We start from the raw sequence: 19441 nt of genomic DNA on the forward strand, positions 1-19441 counted from the left end.
GGTTGCAGCAAATCCGCTACGCCTAAACCCTTCTCTCCACCATCATCTTCTTGATCTCGGCGATCGCCTTAGCCGGGTTGAGGCCTTTCGGGCAGGTCTGCGCGCAGTTCATGATGGTGTGGCAGCGATAGAGCCGGAACGGGTCTTCGAGGTTGTCGAGCCGCTCGCCGGTGGCCTCGTCGCGGCTATCGATCAGCCAGCGATAGGCCTGCAGAAGCGTTGCCGGGCCGAGATAGCGGTCGCCGTTCCACCAGTAGCTCGGGCACGAGGTCGAGCAGCAGGCGCACAATATGCATTCGTAGAGCCCGTCGAGTTTCTCGCGGTCCTCGTGGCTCTGCAGCCACTCCTTGGCCGGCTCCGGCGACACCGTCTTCAGCCAAGGCTGGATCGAGGCATGCTGGGCATAGAAATTGGTGAGGTCGGGCACAAGATCCTTGACCACCTGCATATGCGGCAGCGGGTAGACTTTTACCGCGCCGGAAATGTCGTCGCAGCCCTTGGTGCAGGCGAGCGTGTTGGAACCGTCGATGTTCATGGCGCAGGAGCCGCAAATGCCTTCGCGGCAGGAACGCCGCAAGGTCAGCGTCGGGTCGATCTTGTTCTTGATCCACAGCAGCGCGTCGAGCACCATCGGCCCGCAATCGTCCATGTCGACGAAATAGGTGTCGATGCGCGGGTTCTCGTCATCGTCCGGCGACCAGCGATAGATGCGGTATTCCCGCAGATTGGTGGCGCCCTCCGGCTTTGGCCAGGTCTTCCCCGGCTTGATCTGCGAATTCTTGGGGAGCGTGAGTTCAACCATGTTCGATCCTCAATACACCCGGGCCTTGGGCGCGATCTTGGCGAGGCTGATGCCGCCGTCCTTTTCAGCCAGCTGCGGCTCGGTGTGCACCGGCCGGTAGGAGAGCGTCACCTTGCCGTCTTCGCTCAGCCTGGCCAGCGTGTGCTTGCGCCAGACAGCGTCGTCGCGCGCCGAAAAGTCCTCGCGTGCGTGTGCGCCACGGCTCTCCTTGCGCGCCTCGGCGCTGTAGACCGTGGTGATGGCATTGGCCATCAGGTTTTCCAGCTCCAGCGTCTCGACCAGATCGGAGTTCCAGATCATCGAGCGGTCGGACACTTTGACGTCCTTCAACTCGCCCCAGATCTGCGAAACGCGCTTGCAGCCGCTTTCGAGGGACTCCTGCGTGCGGAATACGGCCGCGTCTTCCTGCATCGCCTTCTGCATCTTTTCACGCAAGCTGGCCGTCGGCGTCGAGCCATTGGCGTGGCGCAGCCGGTCGAAGCGGTCCATGATCTTTTCGACCGAGGCTTCGTTGGGCGAAGGGATCGCCGACTTGCGGTCGATGACCTGGCCGGCGCGGATCGCGGCCGCGCGGCCGAACACCACAAGATCGATCAGCGAATTCGAACCGAGCCGGTTGGCACCATGCACTGAGGCGCAGCCGGCTTCGCCGACAGCCATCAATCCGGGCGACACCTGGTCTGGATTGAGCGCCGTCGGATTGAGCACCTCGCCCCAGTAATTGGTCGGCACGCCGCCCATATTGTAGTGGACCGTGGGCAGCACCGGAATCGGCTCCTTGGTGAGGTCGACACCGGCAAAGATCTTGGCCGATTCCGAAATGCCCGGCAGCCGCTCATGCAGGACGGCGGGATCGAGATGGTCGAGATGCAGGAAGATGTGGTCCTTGTTCTTGCCGACGCCGCGACCCTCGCGGATTTCCAGCGTCATGCAGCGCGAGACAACGTCGCGCGAGGCAAGGTCCTTGGCTGACGGGGCATAGCGCTCCATGAAGCGCTCGCCCTCGGAATTGACGAGATAACCGCCCTCGCCGCGCGCACCCTCGGTGATCAGGCAGCCGGCGCCATAGATGCCGGTCGGGTGGAATTGCACGAACTCCATGTCCTGCAGCGGAAAGCCGGCACGCGCGGCCATGCCGCCGCCGTCGCCGGTGCAGGTGTGCGCCGAGGTGGCCGAGAAATAGGTGCGGCCATAGCCGCCGGTCGCCAGCACCACCATCTTGGCCGAGAAGCGGTGGATGGTGCCGTCATCCAGGTTCCAGGCGAGAACGCCGGTGCAGGTGCCGTCCGGCTCCATGATCAGGTCGAGCGCGAAATACTCGATGAAGAACTGCGCGTTGTTCTTCAGCGACTGGCCGTAAAGCGTGTGCAGGATGGCATGGCCGGTGCGGTCGGCGGCGGCACAGGTGCGCTGCACCGGCGGGCCTTCGCCATAGTTCATCATGTGGCCGCCGAACGGCCGCTGGTAGATCTTGCCCTCTTCGGTGCGCGAAAACGGCACGCCGTAATGTTCGAGCTCGTAGACCGCGGCCGGCGCTTCGCGCACCAGATATTCCATGGCGTCGACATCGCCCAGCCAGTCCGAGCCCTTGACGGTGTCGTACATGTGCCACTGCCAGGAATCGGGACCCATGTTGGACAGCGAGGCGGCAATGCCGCCTTGCGCCGCCACCGTGTGCGAGCGGGTCGGGAACACCTTGCTGATGCAGGCGGTGCGCAGGCCCTGTTCGGCCATGCCGAGCGTGGCGCGCAGGCCGGCGCCGCCGGCGCCAACAACCACCACGTCGAACTTGTGGTCGACAAAGGTATAGCCTGCCGTGTTGGCTTGTTTCGCGTCCTTGGCCAACTCAGCCTCCGAATGCCAGCTTGAGCAGGGCGAAGATCGAGGCGACGCCGACCGCTATGGTGAAAAATGTATTGAGCGCGATCAGCGCCAGCTTCATGCCTTCGTCATGCACGTAATCCTCGATGATCACCTGCATGCCGAGCCGCATATGGATAAGCCCGGAAATAAGCACCAGGGCCATCACCAGCGCGACGAACGGGTTGGCAAGAGCTGCCCGCACATGTGCGTAGTCGGCGCCGTTGAGCGCGATCAGGAAGCCGACGAAGAACAGGATCAGCGGGATATTGGCGATCGCGGTCAGGCGCTGGCGCCAGAAATGCCCGGTGCCCTCGCGAGCGGAGCCGAGGCCGCGGACCTTCGCCAGCGGCGTGCGCATGTCGGTGTTTTTGCCGCTCATGGTCAGGCTCCCCGCGCCATATAGCCGGCGATCCAGATCAGCAGCGTGAGCAGGATCGAACCGGCCAGCGTCGCCCAGGCGATCTTCGAGGCGGTATGCTTCTCGAGGCCCGCGCCGGTGTCCCAGACCAGATGGCGCACGCCACCCAGCATATGGTGCATCAGCGCCCAGGTGTAGCCGAACAGGATGAGCCGGCCGAGCCAGGTGCCGAAGGCCCAATTGGCCCAATCGAAAGTCGCCTGCGAGCTGGCCGCCGCCATCAGCCACAGGGCGACCAGCAGCGTGCCGAAATACAGCGCCCCACCGGTGATGCGGTGAATGATCGACATCGTCATGGTGATCGGCGGCCGGTACACGGTGAGGTGCGGCGAAATCGGCCGTTCACGTCTGGCAAATTCGCGGGTGGCTGGTGATTTGCTCATGGCTCCCCCAGTTCGGCGTCTCTCTGGAGCCTCAGGTGGAAATGCGGCATTGCCGCTTCCGGTTGCGACTTCGGACAGCCGGTTTCTAATGCTCTTTTTGCACCGCGTCAAAGCCAGAAAACCGTTTCGAAAACGTAATTTAGTCTGACTAAAAGGCCGGCTTAGGCTTCAATCGATTAGGCCGGGAGGCCCGAAGCCGGCTCGATTTCGCTGCAGTGCAACATGTCTGGCCCAAGGGCCCAGCGGTGTTGAGATTAGCGCTAGCGTTTGCAGGTCTGCGGCGTCGACCCCTTCTTCATCACCAGCGCCTCGCGTCCGTCGATCACGATTGCGTCATGCGTGGCCGCCTGGTAGCGGCTGCTCTGGTTGGCGGGCGACGCCGCAAACTCCTCGGTCGCGCCATCGGACCCGACCACACGCAACGACGTACCGAGATTTTGGATGGAGATCATACCGTTGTTGCCGCATCTGTAGGTGGCCGTGCCTATGCCGGATCGCGGCGCGGTAAGGTTGGTGATGATCTTGGCTGCAGCTGCCGGAGGCGCCGCGGCTGCGACGGACTGCTGAGCCGGCGCAGGTGAGACGACGATGGTATTGGCCGCCTTCGGCCCACCGTCCTGTGGCACACAGCCAGCGACGACCCCGAGCAACGGGAAAACGGACGCCCAAATCGGCCGGCGTAGCGCCATATGCTGTCCTCCCGCGCGGCAAACCAGCCGCGATGCTTTGCCAAGATCAAGGTCATCCCGACGCCGAGACGGACACCAGCCGCGATGGTGCGGCCAAGCATGGCCGAATGATGACCACCAGGTTTTCCATCCAGTCGGATATTAACGGATATTAACCATGTTTACCGAGACATCGCCGCCAAACGCGCCGGCCTCTTAACAAAGGTTAAGAAAACGTTAATTTCTGATTCGAGGAGGCTTTCCCTCAGGACACGGAGGACGCCATGCGTTCGAATTCAGGCAGATCGCGCCTTGCGGCGCTCATCGTAGCGGCCTCGGTCGTTGGCCTTGCAGTGCCCGCGCTCGCCGGCGCCCGGCATCAGGATCGCGTCTACGCGGATTCCTTCGGCAATCTCGTTATCGACAGCGCCGCCGGCTACAAGCGCATCATCGTCGGCGAAGGCAAGCTGGCCAAGCAGCTATCCGACTACACCAGCGCCGGCCAGCCCAAGGTGATCTACGAGAACGAAGCCGACGAAATCAGCGGATACAGCGATTGCTACCGGCCGCCTGTGCTGGTGAAGGGCCGCTCCTATATGTACGGTCTCTCCGACGGCGAGATGCCCGAACTCAGCCCCTGCCGCTAGCCTCGATACCGGCTGACAACCAGTTGCCAGCCGGTCCGGCGGAGACGCGCACGCAATCGCGCCCGGCATTCTTCGCCTGATAGAGCGCCTGGTCGGCGCGCCGCATCAGATCGGCAAAGTCTTCGCTCGGATGAAGTTCGGCGACGCCGAAGCTCGCGGTGCAGCGGTTGTCAGCCGGCAGCCCGTCGATGGGCAGCCCGCCAAAGGCGCTGCGCGTCCCCTCGGCGAACAGCCGCGCCGCGGCAAGGTTGGTTCCCGGCAGGATGATGGCGAACTCCTCGCCGCCAATCCGGCCGGCAACGTGATGCGCGGCTGCAGCTTCGCGCAGGAAGCCTGCAAAAGTCTCGATCACCCGGTCGCCTGACGCATGGCCGAAACTGTCGTTGACGCTCTTGAAATGATCGAGATCGGCGATGACCAGCGCGACCGGCACGCCTTGCCGCATCGCGCCAAGCACCGCCAGCTCGGCATGCCGGGTGAAGCCGCCGCGGTTGAGCAGGCGCGACAGCGTGTCCGTTTCCGATTTCGACGTCACTTCGGCGAGCACGTCGCGAACCAGGATGGCCAGCATCAGCAGCGCCAGCGCCAGCGCAAAGACAGTGCCGAGCGATTGCGACACCAGCGCGTAGTTGCTTTGCAGATAGGCCTGCGGATTGGCGCCCCAGCCGCCAAGCGCATGCGCGATGAACGGTTTGGAGGCAAACTGCAGACCGCTCGCCGCCAGCACGGCCATCAACATGCGATCGAGACGGGCAAGCTTTTGCCTCGATGACCAGACAATGGCCAGCCCGACAAACTGCATGACCGCATAGGGAAGCTGGTAAGCCATGATGCGGATCAGCGACTGGCGGGGCAGATCCTGCACGAAATACACAGCTATGGTGGTGGTCAACAGGAACAACAGCATCGGCTTCCAGGGCAGTGCCACGCCGTATTTGCGGGCAAGCCCGCCATTGAACGCAATGGTGGCGGCAAGGAAAACCGCGAAGGCGGCCACGACCGGGAGCCGCGCGTCGGAGAAAGCGGGAATGGAGAATTCGATGGCCGAATAGGCCATGCCCAGCAGATAGCCAAATGCCAGCCAGCGCGCCGGCGCGCGGCCGACATCGTGGAAGGCGACCGCCATGAAGGATGCCGCCAGCAGGCCGGCAACCGACAGATTGATCAACAGGATGAAGTTGGCGCCGCTCATGTTCTCCCGCACCCGCGCCGACAGCTAATCATCGACGGGCGAAGAAGACGTTAACGCCGTCCCGTCCGGGCAGATTCAGCCGGTCTTGAGCGGCTCCGGCAGGAACGCCGTTTCCGGCCGCTCATAGGACAGGCGTACACTGTCGCGGCCGTTCTTCTTGGCTTTGTAGAGCGCATCGTCGGCACGGCGCATCAGCGGCTCCAGCGCCTCGCCACCGCTGCGGGCCGCCACGCCGAAGCTTGCCGTCACCCTCGTTCCCTGGGGAAGTCCGTCGACATGGCCGGCCGAATAGACGGTGCGCACCGCCTCGGCGAACAGCCGGGCCGCGGCAAGATCGCTGAGTGGCAGCAGCACCGCGAATTCCTCGCCGCCGATACGCCCGGCAACACCGCGCGCGCCGGCCGCCGACCGAAGCTTGGCGGCGAAGTCGGCGATCACCCGATCGCCCGCGCCATGTCCATGCACATCGTTGAGCGCCTTGAAGTGATCGAGGTCAGCCAGCACCAGCGCGACCGGGAACCGGGCCGAGGCGCAGTGCTGCAAGAGCCGCATGCCTCGCTCCTCGAAGCCGCGCCGGTTGAGCAGGCCCGACAGGGGGTCGGTATAGGTCTCGGTCTTCAATGCCTTCAACACGTCGAGTGCCGCGGCGGAAAACAGGCACAGCGCGATGAGCAGCGAGAGCAGCGCGTGCGACAGCAGCGCCGTCGTCCAGTAGGACGAGCCATAGAACCCGTCATAGCTGGCGAAGGGCCCATGCGCGATGACGACGGCAAGGGTGCGCACGAAGAAATTGACGCCCGACAGCAGCGACAGCACGAACAGGATTTTTTCGGTCGGGCCGTTGTTGCGCACCGGGCGCAGTTCGGCAGCAACCAGAAGGCTGATGCCGCCGAATGCGAAATTCATCGCCAGGATGCGCCAGGTGAGATCCGGCGCGACGAACAGGAACCAGCACAACGACGCCAGGCCGCCGCCGGCCAGCACGGCGATCCCCACATAGGGCACCTTGCGGCCATAGCGGTGGATAACAGCGCTGGCCAGGCAGCACGCGGCGATGGTGAAGCAGATGTTCGACGTAAGCTTGGTCAGCGGCATCCCGATGGGCAAGGTGAAATACTGCAGCAGGAAGCCAGCCGCCGAGAGACTGTAGCTGATCGCCAAAACGGCCAGATAGGGGCGGTGGCGCTGATAGGACCATAGCACAAGGAACGCCGCGCCGAGCGCCAGCGCGATCGTCGGGTTGAGCAGCGCAATGAGCAGACCCGTGTCCAACCGACTGTGACTTCCCCTGGCTTACGTCAGGGAAGAGCTTAGAGGGCAAGCCCAAACAAGCGGTTAAGCGAAAGCGGTAAGCAGGACCGCCGCTCAAAATAATGTCAGGGAACCGCAGTCCCCAGTCAGCGTTCCTCCGTTCACAATCTGGAGCGACCCATGGCCGACACAATCACACTGACCGACCACGATGCGATCCGCTCATGGGCTGCCGGGCGCGCCGGCTTTCCCGCAATCGTCGACATATCGCCCGAAGCGGGGACGCAGCCCATGTTGAGGCTGGTCTTCGGCCAGCACGCCTATCAGGATCAGGACCAGCCTGAACGGCCGCTCAATGCGGGAGGCTATGAACTCGTCGAATGGGACGAATGGTTCAAGCTCTTCGAGGAACAACAGCTTGCGCTTGTGGTCGCGGCCGAACAGCCGGGACGCCGCGAGGAGTTCCACGAGCTCGTCCGCCGCGACGGAAAGAGCTGACCCGAGCCGGGCGCGGCTCGGGTTCTGTTCAAATCCGGGTTACTTCCACTCGCGGATGTCGACGAAGTGGCCGGCGATCGCCGCCGCGGCCGCCATCGCCGGCGACACGAGATGGGTGCGGCCCTTGAAGCCTTGCCGGCCCTCGAAATTGCGGTTCGAGGTCGAGGCGCAGCGTTCATGCGGCTTCAGCCGGTCGTCGTTCATGGCCAGGCACATCGAACAGCCCGGCTCGCGCCAGTCGAAACCTGCGGCGACGAAGATCTTGTCGAGGCCTTCGGCTTCCGCCTGTTCCTTGACCAGGCCGGAGCCGGGCACGATCATCGCATCGACATGCGGGCTGACCGTCTTGCCTTCGACCACCTTGGCGACGGCGCGCAGATCCTCGATGCGGCCGTTGGTGCACGAACCGATGAAGACGCGGTCGAGCGTGATGTCGGTGATCTTGGTGCCCGGCGTCAGACCCATATAGTCGAGCGCGCGCTGCTTGGAGGTGCGCTTGTTTTCATCGGCGATGTCGTCCGGGTTCGGCACGATGCCCTGCACCGACACGACATCCTCGGGCGAGGAGCCCCAAGAGACGATCGGCGGCAGCTTGGCCGCGTCGAGCACGATCACCTTGTCGAAATGCGCGCCTTCGTCGGACTGCAGCGTCTTCCAGTATTCGAGTGCCGCATCCCAGGACGCGCCCTTCGGCGCGCGCGGCTTGTCCTTGACATAGGCGAAGGTCGTCTCGTCGGCGGCGATCAGGCCGGCGCGCGCGCCGCCTTCGATCGACATGTTGCAGATCGTCATGCGGCCTTCCATCGACAGCGCACGGATCGCTTCGCCGGCATATTCGATGACATAGCCGGTGCCGCCGGCGGTGCCGATCTCGCCGATGATGGCCAGGATGATGTCCTTGGCGGTGACGCCCTCCGGCAACTGGCCGTCGACACGTACCAGCATGTTCTTGGCCTTGCGCTGGATCAACGTCTGCGTCGCCAGCACATGCTCGACCTCGGACGTGCCGATGCCATGCGCCAGCGCGCCGAAAGCGCCATGCGTCGAGGTGTGGCTGTCGCCGCAGACGATGGTCATGCCGGGCAGAGTAAAGCCCTGCTCGGGTCCGATGATGTGGACGATACCCTGGCGGATATCGTTCTCGGAATAATATTCAACGCCGAAATCCCTGGCGTTCTTGGCCAGCGCCTCGACCTGGATGCGGCTTTCCTCGTTCTTGATGCCGAACTTGCGCTCGGGCGAGGTCGAGACATTGTGATCGACCACGGCCAGCGTCTTTTCCGGATGCCGGACTTTACGGCCGGTCATCCGCAGGCCTTCGAAGGCCTGCGGGCTGGTCACTTCATGGACCAGGTGGCGGTCGATGTAGAGCAGGCAGGTGCCGTCGTCCTGCCGGTCGACGACATGGTCGTCGAAAATCTTGTCGTAGAGGGTGCGCGGTGCGCTCATGTGCGTAAATCCGTCGATATGAGAATGGGAAAGAGCAGGTACCGGACCTACGGCCCGGCGAAAGGGACCCGAACAGGTCCGCCTAGGGTAGTCGGCTGGTCAGCGCCCCGGACACGCGCGCGGAGAAGCGCGACGGCAGGCGTTTTCTGTCCTGCAGCACGAACCCCTTGTAGGCCGGATCGCCAAAAAGCTCTTCCATGGCGTGGCTCATATCAATGTTTTGGGTTTTCGGCAATTGCGGCGTGCTTTGGCAGAACCCAAGCCTCTCCGCTCAGATCACTTCAAACACAAACGTCTTCACCAGCGCGTCAGGCTCGGCGATCGCATAGCAGCGGAACCACGGGCTCTCCTCGACCGCCCGCCATTTCCCAGCTTGCTCCAGCTCATCGAACACCGCCTGGAAGCCGCCGCTCTCAAACACCTGGTCGCGCACGGTGAAGATCGCATGGCCGCCCTTACGGGTGATGCGCACCAGCTCGTGCAGGCCGGATGCCGGCGCATGGCTGATGGTGAACACGCCGGTCGAGAAGAAGGCGCGGAAGTGGCCGTCAGGCCATGGCAGCGTTTCGCCCAGCATTGCCTGCTTCAGGTCGCTGTAGGCATTGCGGCTGCCGGCGATCTTCAGCATATCGTGCGAGAGGTCGAGCCCCGCAATGTCGCGGTAACCGAGCGCCTTCAGCGAGGGTCCCGACAGGCCAGTGCCGCAGCCGGCATCGAGCAAGGGGCCATCGCCCGCCGGCACATGACGCGCCACCCAGGCGGTGATCAGGAAAGGCAGGAGGTAGCCGAGCGAGGCGGTCTCGCTGTCATAGGTCGCGGCCCACGCCGCATAGGCCTCCTCAAGCGCTTCCGGCGTGTCGGCCGTATAGACGGAATCCAGCGCCGCATTGGCTTTGTCGACGATCATGGGGACCTCCTCAAGGGGAATGCTCGGGGATCGTAGCGCTGCCTTGGCCGAAAAACTATTCCTCGTGCTGGCGGCGCAGCCGCCGCTCCAGCGCCCTGAGCGCCAGCGACAGGCCGACGGTCAGGATGAGATAGATGTAGGCCGTTATCGAATAGGTCTCGAAGAAGCGAAAGGAGCCGGCGGCGTAGACCTTGCCCATCTGCGTGATGTCGGCAACGCCGAGCACCGAGACCAGCGAGGAATCCTTGACCAAAGCGACGAAATCATTGCCGAGCGGCGGCAGGATGGTGCGGATTGCCTGTGGGAACACGATCAGCCGGAAACGCTGCGCGCGTGTCAGCCCAAGCGCCTTCGCCGCTTCGATCTGACCCTTCTCCACCGCCTGGATGCCGGCCCGGAAAACCTCCGAGATGAAAGCCGAATAGCCGATGGTCAGCGCCATGATGGCGCGCCAGAGCAGCGACACGTCGCGCACCAAAAGCTCGCCGAACAGGCCGGCGTTTTGCAGCGGCGCGGTCAGCGCGTTCCAGGCCGCGACGAAGGCCGGCGCGCCGGCGAAGGCGATCCAGAACAACAGCACCAGGATCGGCACGCCGCGGACGATCTCGACATAGAAGCGCGCGATCTGGCGCAGCCAGCGCGAACCGGACATTCCCATCAGCGCGATGCCGAGCCCAATGGCCGACGCCAGCACGAAGGCGATCACGGTGACGAAGATGGTGACGCCGATGCCCTTGGCGACCGTGGCGAACACCTGGGCATAGAGGTTGCTGGTGGCGACGAAGACGGCCACCGCGATGGCGAGGGCTGCGGCAACGACGAGCCACCAGGGGAAGTCGGCTTTGGACGAAGAGGAAGGCGTTGCCATCAGGCGATGCCGGCCAAGCAGACGTGGGGGCAGAGGGGGGCGTTCAAGCGCGAAGTCAGCGCGAAATCACTGCCCCATCTTGTAATCGAGAAACCATTTCTTGTTCAGCGCATCGAACGTCCCGTCCGCCTTCAACGCAGCGATTGCCGCGTTGATCGGCTTCACCAGGTCGGAACCCTTGGGGAAAATGAAACCGAAATCCTCGGTGCCGAGCGGCCCGCCGATCAGTTTCAGTTTGCCCTCGGAGGCGTCGACATAGCCTTTGCCAGCGGTGCCATCGGTCAAAACGACATCGACGTCACCGGACTTCAGTGCCTGCACGGTCGCGCCGAAGGTTTCGAACAGTTTGATGCGCGGGTTCTGCTCATTGCCGTCGAGCACGCTGTAGACGGCGGTGTAGAAGGGCGTGGTGCCGGCCTGCGCGCCGATCAGCCCGTCCTTGAAGTCGCCGAAGGTCTTGGCGTCAGTGAAGCGGCTCTCATCGCCGCGCACCAGCATGAACTGTTCCGAGCGCATATAGGGGTCGGAGAAATCGACCTTCTCCTTGCGGTCGTCCTTGATGGTGATGCCGGTCATGCCAATGTTGTACTGGTTGTCGGAAACCGCCTGGATCATCGCGTCCCAGGAAGTGTTCTGGTACTCGACGGCAAAATTCAGCCGCTTGGCGATCTCGTTCATCGCGTCATACTCCCAGCCGATCTGCTTGCCGGTCTTGGCATCGATGAACTGCAGCGGCGGATAGGCGTTTTCGGTCACAACCACCACCTTTTTGCCGCCGAGGTCGGGCAGCGCCTGCGCAAAGGCGGCAACGGGCGTCAGGACGAGGGCAAGCAGGCCTGCCAGCAGCAGTTTCGATTTGGTCATGACACACTCCCCGGAAATTGACGGACCCGGACATGGCCGGGCTTGCAGGAAAATACGGCGCCGACTTTAGCTTTCCGCAAGCGTCATGCAAGACGATCCGCTGCGTCAGCGCGCGCGAAAGCGGATTCCGATGCCTTCATTTCCGGGATTCAGGAATGAACGGTGTCGCGGCAGCGATCAGCTCCGCTTCGCGATGCCGGCATCTGCCTTGCGCAAGCCGGAGACGAACCGCGTCAGCGTGCGGTGCAGGGATTTCAACTCGTCGGCATCCAGCGGCAGGTTGCAAAGCATCGCCGCCGGCACGCTTTTAGCCTGCTCACGCAACGCTTGGCCCTTCGCTGTCGGCTCGACCATAACCCGGCGCTCGTCGGCGGGGTCGCGCCGGCGTGTGACCAGTCCGCCAGCCTCCATCCGCTTGAGCAGCGGCGTCAGCGTCGCCGAATCCAGCCCAAGCGCTTCGCCAAGCTCGCCAACCGTGCTTGGAGCTCGTTCCCACAGCGCCAACATGGCCAGATATTGCGGATAGGTCAGGCCGAACGGATCGAGCAGCGGGCGGTAGAGCTTCGTCATCAGCCCGCTTGCCGAATAGAGCGCGAAGCACAGCTGCTGGTCAAGCCGCGGAACGTGAAACGTCCCGATGGCCTCCGCCGGGACGTCGCTGGTGCTCTTTGTCGTCTTTTCCGTCATGCCGCCTTTACCGAAAGCGCTACGTCGACATTGCCCCTGATGGCGTTGGAATAGGGGCAGATCTTGTGCGCCTCCGATACAAGCGCTTCCGCCGCCGCCTGATCAAGGCCTTTCGTTTCCGCCGCGAGCGCGACGCCGAGCTTAAAGCCTTCCCCATTGGGAAGCAGGCTGACGGTGGAGGTTACCCCGGCATCCGTCAGCGACAGCTTCTGTTTGCGCGCGACGAAGCGGATGGCGCTTTCGAAGCAGGCGGCATAGCCGATTGCGAACAGTTGCTCGGGATTGGTGGCGCCCCCCGGCCCGCCGAGCTCCTTGGGCATTGCCAGATCGACCTTGAGCAGACCGTCGCTGGTCTCGCCATGACCGGCGCGGCCGCCGGTGACGTGAGCCTGTGTGGTGTAGAGTGCCATATCAAATCTCCAATTACCTTGTGTACGATTATTTAGTGCACAAGGTAATGCGCCGTCAACAGCCGGCTCCTGTGTCTGGCGCTGAAAGCGTTCACAGTCTGGTGAAACGAAAAAAGGCGGCCGAAGCCGCCTTTTTGAATGGGATGTCCGAAAACCTTATTCGGCGGGGGTCGCTTCCGCGGCGGCCTTGGCTGCTGCTTCGGCCTCGGCGGCGGCCTTCTTCTCGGCGGCGTCCTGGGCGGCCTTCTCGACGGCCAGGGCCTCGGCTGCTGCCACCTTCTCGGCCTCGATGCGGGCCTTCTCGGCGTTCAGCGCATCGCGCTCCTCATCATTCAGCTTGCGGGCGCGCACGCCGGTGTTTTCCGAAATACGGGCCGATTTGCCGCGACGATCGCGCAGGTAATAGAGCTTGGCGCGACGCACCTTGCCGCGGCGAACGATTTCGACGCCTTCAACCATCGGCGAGTAGACCGGGAACACGCGCTCGACGCCTTCGCCGTAGGAAATCTTGCGAACCGTGAAGTTCTCCTGGAAGCCGGCGCCTGCGCGGGCGATGACGACGCCCTCATAGGCCTGGACGCGGGTGCGGGTGCCTTCGGTCACGCGGACCTGGACGCGCACGGTGTCGCCGGGCTGGAATTCGGGAAGCTTGCGCTTGGCTTCGATCTTGGCAGCCTGTTCGGCCTCGAGCTGACGGAGGATATCCATCTCAAAAGTCCACTTCTTGTTCTTCCGACAGTCAGAGCGTCCGACACTCGCCTTGCAGTTCCATTGACCGCTTGGCTATGCCTTTTGTCTCCAAGACATTTGTCTTTGAAACATCAGGCAGGGGCGACTACACCGTCATTGTTGACGGGTCCGGCAGATTCTTTCTGGCCGGTACGGGCGGGCACATACAGCTATTTCGCCGCTTTGTCACGCCTTGGCAGCGCATTTTCTGCTCGCATGGCACCATCGTAATCCTGCCGTGCCGGGTTGCGCCGGTCGTTCAGGCTTTCTAAGCCTGAAATAACACAGTTTTGAGCGGCCGCAATTCATGTCTGTCTTCGATGCCATCCTGCTGTTTCTGGCGGGCTTTCTGTCAGGCGCCGCCAATGCGGTCGCCGGTGGCGGCACCTTCATCACCTTCGGCGCCATGACGTTGGTCGGCCTGCCGCCGATCGTCGCCAACGCCACCTCCTCGGTGACGCAATTTCCAGGCTACATCACCTCGACCCTCGCCTACTCGGCCGATATCAGGCACTTCTGGCGCGGCGCGCTGCTGCTGTGCCTGATTTCGGCCGTGGGTGCACTGGCCGGCGCGCTGATCCTTTTGGCGCTCGACAATCCGTCGTTTCGCGCTCTGGTGCCGTGGCTGCTCTTGGCCGCGACGGGCCTGTTCGCCGCAGGCCCCTGGCTGAAGCCGGTGCCGAAACCCGGCCATGAAGCGGCCGTTGGTTCGGTGGCCGGCTCCCTGGCGCAGTTTCTCACCGCCATCTATGGCGGCTTCTTCGGCGCCGGCATGGGCGTGATGATGCTGGCGACGCTCGGCCTGACGCAAGCCGGCGACTATCACCGGCTGAACGCGTTGAAGAACATGCTGGCCATGGTCATCGCCGCTGTTGCGATCGTCGTCTTCGTCTCGGGCGGCGTCGTCGCCTGGCCGCAGGCGATCATCATGATCCCGGGCGGCGCGCTGGGCGGCTATGCCGGCGTCTGGATCGCCAAGCGCGTGCCGCAAAACGCGGTGCGTGGCTTCGTCGTCGCTGTCGGCCTGTTTTTGGCTTTCTACTATTTTGCCAAGGGCTGAGCAGCGGCAAGCAGGTCCGGACGCCTCTCGGCTGTCAGTCTTTCAGACTCCGCTCGCCGCCATGCGGCGATCTTCTTGTGATTGCCCGAGATCAGCACCTCGGGAATGTCACGGCCTTCGAACTCCTGCGGCCGCGTATAGTGCGGATGTTCGAGCAGGCCGTTCTCAAAGCTCTCCTCCTCGCCCGACACCGCGTTGCCCATCACGCCGGGCAACAGCCGCACCACCGCGTCGAGCAGCACAAGGGCGGCCGGCTCACCACCCGAAAGGATGAAATCACCGATGGAGACTTCCTCCAATCCCCGCGCGTCGATCACCCGCTGGTCGACGCCTTCGAAGCGGCCGCACAGGATGACGGCGCCCGGCCCGGCGGCCAGTTCGCGCACGCGCGCCTGGGTCAGCGGCTTGCCGCGCGGGCTCATCAGCAGCCGAGGCCGCGCATCGCCTTCCGGCGAAGCATGGTCGATGGCTTTCGCCAGCACGTCGGCGCGCATCACCATGCCGGCGCCGCCGCCGGCGGGCGTGTCGTCGACGGTGCGGTGGCGGTCGGTGGCGAAGTCACGGATCTGGATCGCCTCCAGCGACCACGTCCCGGCCTCGAGCGCCCGGCCGGCCAACGACAGGCCGAGCGCGCCGGGAAACATTTCGGGGTAAAGCGTCAGCACGCAAGCCGAAAAACTCACCGGTTGCCCCCGGCATCGCTCGGTCCGCGCGGCCTGCCCTTCGGATCGAAGTCTTCCTCGCGCGGGCCATCGCCATCCTCGTCGTCGATCAGCCCGGCTGCCGCCGGATCGACTCGGACAAAACCCTCGGCGATCGACACTTGCGGTACGGCGGCCTGTGTGAACGGGATCAGCAGGCCCTTGCGCCCGCCCAGCGTCACGTCGAGAATGTCGCCGCCACCGAAATTGTGCACCGCGACCACCTTGCCAAGCACGGCACCCGTATCGTCGCGGACTTCGAGGCCGACAAGGTCGGCATGATAGAATTCGTCTTCCTCGCCATCGTCCGGCAGCATCGAACGGTCGACGAACAACTCCGTGCCGGCCAGCGCCTCGGCCGCGTTGCGGTCGGCGACACCTTTGAAGCGCACCACGACCACGGTGTTGGCGGGCCTGATGTCGATGATCTGGAAGGCGCGCCCGTCCCTGGCGTAGAGCGGCCCGTAATCGGCCAGCGCCAGCGGTTCACCGGTGAAGGTCTTCACCCGCAATTCGCCCTTGATGCCATGGGCGGCGCCGATCACGGCCATCTGGACGGGGTTCTGGGGCTTGCTCATGGCGCTTTTACCTTCGTCATCCACGGGCGGAGCAGGCGCGAAGCGACTGCGCAGACCCGAGGATCCATTCCGTTACGGCGACCAAAAAGCACGGCAGTTCAGAAAGGGTCACGAGTCTCGTTCCTGCCAACTCTTTATTTGCAAACACTTCGCGTGGTCTCCACCGCAAAGCTATCAGACTTGTAACGCAGCAACGCTCGCAGGTCACGGCATGGATCCTGGGGTCTCCGCGACGTCGCTTCGCTCCTGCTCCGCCCCAGGATGACGAAGGGGGCGGGCATTTCAGCCAATCACCAAGGTAGTCACCTGCCACCAATCGATGGTCTCCTAACCTCAGCCGGCTGTCATTTCAATGACGGCTCTTCACCGCTTCCTAACCCGAATACCCGAAAATGCCGCCATGCAGGAATTCCTGATCCCGGCCAAACCCGATCTCCAGGCGGCACGCGAAAGCTGGCTGAAGATGCTGGCGCGAGAGCGCCGGCTGTCGCCGCAAACGGTCGAGGCTTATGAGCGCGACACGCGCCAGTTCCTGCATTTCCTCACCGGCCATTGCGGCGGCTCACCCGGCATTTCGGACATCGCCGATCTGCGCCCGGCCGACCTGCGCGGCTTTCTCGCGGCGCGGCGCAACGCCGGTGCCGGTGCCCGCACGCTGGGCCGGGGTCTCGCCGGCATCCGTTCGCTGCTGCGTTTCCTCGAGCGGCGCGGCCTCGCCAATGCGGCCGGGGCGGCAGCACTGCGCGCGCCGCGCCAGCCCAAATCACTGCCCAAGCCGCTGACAGCGAGCGATGCCAAGCATGTTGTTTCCATCGAAGGCCAACTGGCGGAGGAACCGTGGATCGCAGCGCGCAACGCCGCCGTGCTGACACTGCTCTACGGCTCCGGCCTGCGCATTTCCGAGGCGCTCGGCCTGGCCGGCGCCGATCTGGCGTCGGCGGCCGACACGGTGCTGCGCGTCACCGGCAAGGGCGGCAAGACGCGCCTGGTGCCGGTGCTGCCGGTGGCGCTCAGGGCGATCGCCGAATATCGCCGGCTCTGCCCCTACCATCTCGACCCCAAGGGCCTGTTGTTTCGCGGCGCCCGCGGCGGCCCGCTCAACCCGGCCATCGTCCAGCGCGACATGGCCAAGCTGCGCTCGGCGCTCAACCTGCCCGATACCGCGACGCCGCATGCGCTGCGCCATTCCTTCGCCACGCATCTGCTCGGCCGCGGCGGCGATTTGCGCACCATCCAGGAACTGCTCGGCCACGCCAGCCTGTCGACGACGCAAATCTACACCGGCGTCGACACCGCTAGGCTGCTCGAGATTTACGAATCAGCCCATCCACGGGCATGAACGCCAGTAGCGTCGCATAGTATCGGTGGCCAAACGTTCACCATTGGCCGAAAGCCTCCCCAACGTCGTCATCCCTGGGCGAAGCAGGAGCGAAGCTCCGTCGCGGAGACCCTGGGATCCATGCCGCGACCTTTGCCATGGAGTGCTGCGGAGCGGAATTCTGCACTGTTGCAGGTTCCAGAGTCCCGGCATGGATCCTCGGGTCTGCGCCGCGTCGCTACGCTCCCTGCTCCGCCCGTGGATGACGAAGAAATGGGCGTTTCCGCTAATCATTGAGTCATGAGCACCATCGACGTCCGCTGAGGGCGATAGCCGGTCGAAGACAATTTCGCAGTACCAATTAACCGTTTTGCCGCTTTTCGGTTCTAGGAATGGGATCATGAAACGCGTCATCGCCATCGCCGACCGTGCAGCTTCCGTGTCGCTGAAGCTGCTCGTCGCGCTCAACGTTCTGTTCTTCCTGTCGTTTCTCGCCGCGCTGCTGTTCGCGGCCGGCAAGGCGCATGCCGAAATCCCGACCTGCACCGGCGCCGACATGCTGTCGGCCTTGCAGAAGAACGATCCGGCGACCTACCGCAAGATCGAAGCGGAAGCCGCCGCGACACCGAACGGCAAGGGCCTGTTGTGGAAGCTGGAAAAGCCCGGCGAGAAGCCGTCCTTCCTGTTCGGCACCATGCATATGACCGACCCGCGCGTCACCACGCTGCCTCCCGACGCGCAGAAAGCCTATGACGCCGCCGGCACCATCGTCATCGAAACCACGGACGTGCTCGACAAGCAGAAGATGATGGTCGCGATGCTCAAGGACCCGGACCTGATGATGTTCACTGATTCGACGACGCTGGCGTCGCTGCTGTCGCCCGACGATGCGGCGGCCATGAACGCCGCACTCGACGCACGCGGCATTCCTCCGGCAACGGTTGCCAAGATGAAGCCGTGGATGCTCTCGGCCATGATGGCACTGCCGGCCTGCGAGCTGGCCCGCCAGTCAGGCGGCGCCCCGGTGCTCGATGTCAGGCTGGCGGAAGGTGCAAAGGCTTCCGGCAAGCCGGTGGAAGGATTGGAGACTGCTGAAAGCCAGTTGCGCGCCATGGCCTCGCTGCCGCTGGCGTTTCACATGAAGGGCCTCGTCGACACGCTGAAGCTCGGCGATAAGATCAACGACATCAACGAAACCATGATCGTGCTCTACCAGCGCGGCGACACCGGAATGTTCTGGCCGCTGTTTCGCGCGGCCATGCCGGAAGGCACGGACGACCCCGCGGGCTATGCGGCATTCGAGGAAACCATGATCACCAGCCGCAACAAGGTGATGGTCGAGCATGCCGAACCGATCCTTGCCAGGGGCAACGTCTTCATGGCGGTCGGCGCCCTCCACCTTCCCGGCCCCGAAGGCTTGGTCGAGGACTTCCGCAAGGCCGGTTACACCGTCACGCCTATAGGACTTTAGCTACTTAAGTTTACTTCGCCTCGATCTGGGCCAGCATCGCCGGAACGATGATCCGGTGGAACGGCATGATGATCGCAAGATAGGCGCGGCCGAGCCAATTGTGCGTCTTGACGATCGTCGTCGCGGCCACCTCTTGCCGGCCCATGCCGAGATCCCTGACTTCGACCAGGACACGGAAATCGAGATGCCGGTCGTCGAGGCCAAGCACAACCTTGCCGGGAAACTGGCTGATGAGCGGAAATATCCCGATCCGGCCTGACGGCAACACCGCAGCTTCCGAGCCCGTCTTCAGCCGGAACGGCTTGACGGCAAGGTTGCGCAGCGCCATGAGCCTGCCGACCCAGGGCGGCGTTCGCCCCAGGGCGTGTTCCGCCGCGCCGAGTGCCGTTAAAGAAAGACCCTGGGTGATCAGCACAAAGCGGTCGGCGAACTGGGCTCCGGCGAGAACATCGCAGTGATTCGGGACAAACTCTGCTATGGGATTCGTCACGACAAAAATCCTCCGGAAAAACCCATAGTAGGCACCAACTTGGCGCGTTGCGTGGCGAAACAACGCCATTCCGGCGCCGGAACGGCGGGATTGTCCTTGTTTTTGGCGTTTTCCAACCCTAGCGTGAAACCAGTTCAATGATTGCGCGTTATATGGTGTTGATTGATATTTTTCATCCACGGAGGAC

Annotated in this window: 22 protein-coding genes; 5 read left to right on the top strand and 17 right to left on the bottom strand. The window is 63.7% G+C overall.

Features of this window, described 5'->3' with window-relative positions; all coding sequences use genetic code 11:
* Positions 1 to 22: 22 nt before the first annotated feature.
* The 5 genes from AC0L3E_RS10280 to AC0L3E_RS10300 form a co-directional block, all read right to left on the bottom strand.
* Positions 23 to 802: a succinate dehydrogenase iron-sulfur subunit gene (locus AC0L3E_RS10280; RefSeq protein ID WP_013528877.1), complete on the bottom strand. Its 780-nt coding sequence runs from the start codon at positions 800 to 802 to the stop codon at positions 23 to 25.
* 9 nt (positions 803 to 811) lie between these two features.
* Positions 812 to 2647: a succinate dehydrogenase flavoprotein subunit gene (gene sdhA / locus AC0L3E_RS10285; RefSeq protein ID WP_473604717.1), complete on the bottom strand. Its 1836-nt coding sequence runs from the start codon at positions 2645 to 2647 to the stop codon at positions 812 to 814.
* A 1-nt stretch (position 2648) separates the two neighbouring features.
* Complete coding sequence (gene sdhD, locus AC0L3E_RS10290; protein WP_473604718.1) at positions 2649 to 3044, bottom strand: succinate dehydrogenase, hydrophobic membrane anchor protein; 396 nt, start codon at positions 3042 to 3044, stop codon at positions 2649 to 2651.
* Between the two features lie 2 nt (positions 3045 to 3046).
* The gene (sdhC, locus tag AC0L3E_RS10295) at positions 3047 to 3466 is read right to left on the bottom strand and encodes a succinate dehydrogenase, cytochrome b556 subunit (RefSeq protein ID WP_032900823.1); all 420 of its coding nucleotides are present in this window, start codon (positions 3464 to 3466) and stop codon (positions 3047 to 3049) included.
* Between the two features lie 260 nt (positions 3467 to 3726).
* Positions 3727 to 4155, bottom strand: coding sequence for a hypothetical protein (locus AC0L3E_RS10300; protein WP_473604719.1), 429 nt, complete (start codon positions 4153 to 4155; stop codon positions 3727 to 3729).
* Positions 4156 to 4418: 263 nt separating this feature from the next.
* Between AC0L3E_RS10300 and AC0L3E_RS10305 the strand changes: the two genes are divergently transcribed.
* A complete protein-coding gene (locus tag AC0L3E_RS10305) occupies positions 4419 to 4781 on the top strand; it encodes a hypothetical protein (protein WP_128307057.1) in 363 nt (120 codons plus the stop codon).
* Here the strand turns inward: AC0L3E_RS10305 and AC0L3E_RS10310 are convergent.
* Complete coding sequence (locus AC0L3E_RS10310; RefSeq protein ID WP_128307058.1) at positions 4765 to 5973, bottom strand: GGDEF domain-containing protein; 1209 nt, start codon at positions 5971 to 5973, stop codon at positions 4765 to 4767. The two genes, AC0L3E_RS10305 and AC0L3E_RS10310, sit on opposite strands and share 17 nt — an antisense overlap.
* Positions 5974 to 6048: 75 nt before the next feature.
* Positions 6049 to 7245 carry a GGDEF domain-containing protein gene (locus tag AC0L3E_RS10315; RefSeq protein WP_127267370.1) on the bottom strand — a complete coding sequence of 399 codons (1197 nt, stop codon included), beginning with the start codon at positions 7243 to 7245 and terminating at the stop codon, positions 6049 to 6051.
* Between the two features lie 159 nt (positions 7246 to 7404).
* On the opposite strand from AC0L3E_RS10315, the gene AC0L3E_RS10320 reads away from it, so the two are divergent.
* Positions 7405 to 7722: a hypothetical protein gene (locus AC0L3E_RS10320; protein WP_127267369.1), complete on the top strand. Its 318-nt coding sequence runs from the start codon at positions 7405 to 7407 to the stop codon at positions 7720 to 7722.
* Between the two features lie 39 nt (positions 7723 to 7761).
* Here AC0L3E_RS10320 and leuC read toward each other — a convergent pair whose 3' ends face one another.
* From leuC to rplS, 7 genes are all read right to left on the bottom strand, one after another.
* Positions 7762 to 9171 (bottom strand): 3-isopropylmalate dehydratase large subunit, encoded by a 1410-nt coding sequence (gene leuC, locus AC0L3E_RS10325; RefSeq protein WP_127267368.1) that lies wholly within the window; start codon positions 9169 to 9171, stop codon positions 7762 to 7764.
* A 271-nt stretch (positions 9172 to 9442) separates the two neighbouring features.
* Entirely contained in the window at positions 9443 to 10078 is a 636-nt protein-coding gene (locus AC0L3E_RS10330; RefSeq protein ID WP_128307059.1) for a class I SAM-dependent DNA methyltransferase, read from the bottom strand.
* A 55-nt stretch (positions 10079 to 10133) separates the two neighbouring features.
* The gene (locus tag AC0L3E_RS10335; RefSeq protein ID WP_352581916.1) at positions 10134 to 10946 is read right to left on the bottom strand and encodes an amino acid ABC transporter permease; all 813 of its coding nucleotides are present in this window, start codon (positions 10944 to 10946) and stop codon (positions 10134 to 10136) included.
* Positions 10947 to 11012: 66 nt separating this feature from the next.
* The gene (locus AC0L3E_RS10340) at positions 11013 to 11810 is read right to left on the bottom strand and encodes a transporter substrate-binding domain-containing protein (protein ID WP_128288553.1); all 798 of its coding nucleotides are present in this window, start codon (positions 11808 to 11810) and stop codon (positions 11013 to 11015) included.
* Between the two features lie 177 nt (positions 11811 to 11987).
* Positions 11988 to 12497 (bottom strand): MarR family winged helix-turn-helix transcriptional regulator, encoded by a 510-nt coding sequence (locus AC0L3E_RS10345; RefSeq protein WP_473604720.1) that lies wholly within the window; start codon positions 12495 to 12497, stop codon positions 11988 to 11990.
* Entirely contained in the window at positions 12494 to 12907 is a 414-nt protein-coding gene (locus AC0L3E_RS10350) for an organic hydroperoxide resistance protein (RefSeq protein ID WP_127267363.1), read from the bottom strand. The genes AC0L3E_RS10345 and AC0L3E_RS10350 overlap by 4 nt, the downstream gene beginning before the upstream one ends.
* A 156-nt stretch (positions 12908 to 13063) precedes the next feature.
* Complete coding sequence (gene rplS / locus AC0L3E_RS10355; RefSeq protein ID WP_013528861.1) at positions 13064 to 13615, bottom strand: 50S ribosomal protein L19; 552 nt, start codon at positions 13613 to 13615, stop codon at positions 13064 to 13066.
* A 328-nt stretch (positions 13616 to 13943) separates the two neighbouring features.
* Here rplS and AC0L3E_RS10360 point away from each other — a divergent pair, with 328 nt between their 5' ends.
* Positions 13944 to 14696 (top strand): sulfite exporter TauE/SafE family protein, encoded by a 753-nt coding sequence (locus AC0L3E_RS10360; protein ID WP_473604721.1) that lies wholly within the window; start codon positions 13944 to 13946, stop codon positions 14694 to 14696.
* Here AC0L3E_RS10360 and trmD read toward each other — a convergent pair.
* Together trmD and rimM are read right to left on the bottom strand one after the other, a co-directional pair.
* Positions 14678 to 15379 carry a tRNA (guanosine(37)-N1)-methyltransferase TrmD gene (trmD, locus tag AC0L3E_RS10365; protein WP_473604722.1) on the bottom strand — a complete coding sequence of 234 codons (702 nt, stop codon included), beginning with the start codon at positions 15377 to 15379 and terminating at the stop codon, positions 14678 to 14680. The genes AC0L3E_RS10360 and trmD overlap by 19 nt on opposite strands.
* On the bottom strand, positions 15376 to 15975 hold the full coding sequence (gene rimM / locus AC0L3E_RS10370) for a ribosome maturation factor RimM (RefSeq protein ID WP_473604723.1): 600 nt from the start codon (positions 15973 to 15975) through the stop codon (positions 15376 to 15378). The genes trmD and rimM overlap by 4 nt, the downstream gene beginning before the upstream one ends.
* A gap of 400 nt (positions 15976 to 16375) precedes the next feature.
* Between rimM and AC0L3E_RS10375 the strand changes: the two genes are divergently transcribed.
* Positions 16376 to 17314 (top strand): tyrosine recombinase XerC, encoded by a 939-nt coding sequence (locus tag AC0L3E_RS10375; protein ID WP_473604763.1) that lies wholly within the window; start codon positions 16376 to 16378, stop codon positions 17312 to 17314.
* 379 nt (positions 17315 to 17693) lie between these two features.
* Positions 17694 to 18764: a TraB/GumN family protein gene (locus AC0L3E_RS10380; protein WP_473604724.1), complete on the top strand. Its 1071-nt coding sequence runs from the start codon at positions 17694 to 17696 to the stop codon at positions 18762 to 18764.
* Between the two features lie 10 nt (positions 18765 to 18774).
* On the opposite strand, the gene AC0L3E_RS10385 is transcribed toward AC0L3E_RS10380, so the two are convergent.
* Positions 18775 to 19434, bottom strand: a complete 660-nt coding sequence (locus tag AC0L3E_RS10385; protein ID WP_473604725.1) for a DUF2867 domain-containing protein — start codon at positions 19432 to 19434, stop codon at positions 18775 to 18777.
* Positions 19435 to 19441: the final 7 nt, after the last annotated feature.

This window comes from Mesorhizobium sp. WSM4822 (assembly GCF_055811155.1).

Coding starts and splice junctions, on each gene's coding strand:
- AC0L3E_RS10280 (WP_013528877.1), bottom strand. CDS start 802: ATGGTTGAACTCACGCTCCCCAAGAATTCGCAGATCAAGCCGGGGAAG.
- sdhD (WP_473604718.1), bottom strand. CDS start 3,044: ATGAGCGGCAAAAACACCGACATGCGCACGCCGCTGGCGAAGGTCCGC.
- sdhC (WP_032900823.1), bottom strand. CDS start 3,466: ATGAGCAAATCACCAGCCACCCGCGAATTTGCCAGACGTGAACGGCCG.
- AC0L3E_RS10300 (WP_473604719.1), bottom strand. CDS start 4,155: ATGGCGCTACGCCGGCCGATTTGGGCGTCCGTTTTCCCGTTGCTCGGG.
- AC0L3E_RS10305 (WP_128307057.1), top strand. CDS start 4,419: ATGCGTTCGAATTCAGGCAGATCGCGCCTTGCGGCGCTCATCGTAGCG.
- AC0L3E_RS10310 (WP_128307058.1), bottom strand. CDS start 5,973: ATGAGCGGCGCCAACTTCATCCTGTTGATCAATCTGTCGGTTGCCGGC.
- AC0L3E_RS10320 (WP_127267369.1), top strand. CDS start 7,405: ATGGCCGACACAATCACACTGACCGACCACGATGCGATCCGCTCATGG.
- leuC (WP_127267368.1), bottom strand. CDS start 9,171: ATGAGCGCACCGCGCACCCTCTACGACAAGATTTTCGACGACCATGTC.
- AC0L3E_RS10330 (WP_128307059.1), bottom strand. CDS start 10,078: ATGATCGTCGACAAAGCCAATGCGGCGCTGGATTCCGTCTATACGGCC.
- AC0L3E_RS10335 (WP_352581916.1), bottom strand. CDS start 10,946: ATGGCAACGCCTTCCTCTTCGTCCAAAGCCGACTTCCCCTGGTGGCTC.
- AC0L3E_RS10340 (WP_128288553.1), bottom strand. CDS start 11,810: ATGACCAAATCGAAACTGCTGCTGGCAGGCCTGCTTGCCCTCGTCCTG.
- AC0L3E_RS10345 (WP_473604720.1), bottom strand. CDS start 12,497: ATGACGGAAAAGACGACAAAGAGCACCAGCGACGTCCCGGCGGAGGCC.
- AC0L3E_RS10350 (WP_127267363.1), bottom strand. CDS start 12,907: ATGGCACTCTACACCACACAGGCTCACGTCACCGGCGGCCGCGCCGGT.
- rplS (WP_013528861.1), bottom strand. CDS start 13,615: ATGGATATCCTCCGTCAGCTCGAGGCCGAACAGGCTGCCAAGATCGAA.
- AC0L3E_RS10360 (WP_473604721.1), top strand. CDS start 13,944: ATGTCTGTCTTCGATGCCATCCTGCTGTTTCTGGCGGGCTTTCTGTCA.
- rimM (WP_473604723.1), bottom strand. CDS start 15,975: ATGAGCAAGCCCCAGAACCCCGTCCAGATGGCCGTGATCGGCGCCGCC.
- AC0L3E_RS10375 (WP_473604763.1), top strand. CDS start 16,376: ATGCAGGAATTCCTGATCCCGGCCAAACCCGATCTCCAGGCGGCACGC.
- AC0L3E_RS10380 (WP_473604724.1), top strand. CDS start 17,694: ATGAAACGCGTCATCGCCATCGCCGACCGTGCAGCTTCCGTGTCGCTG.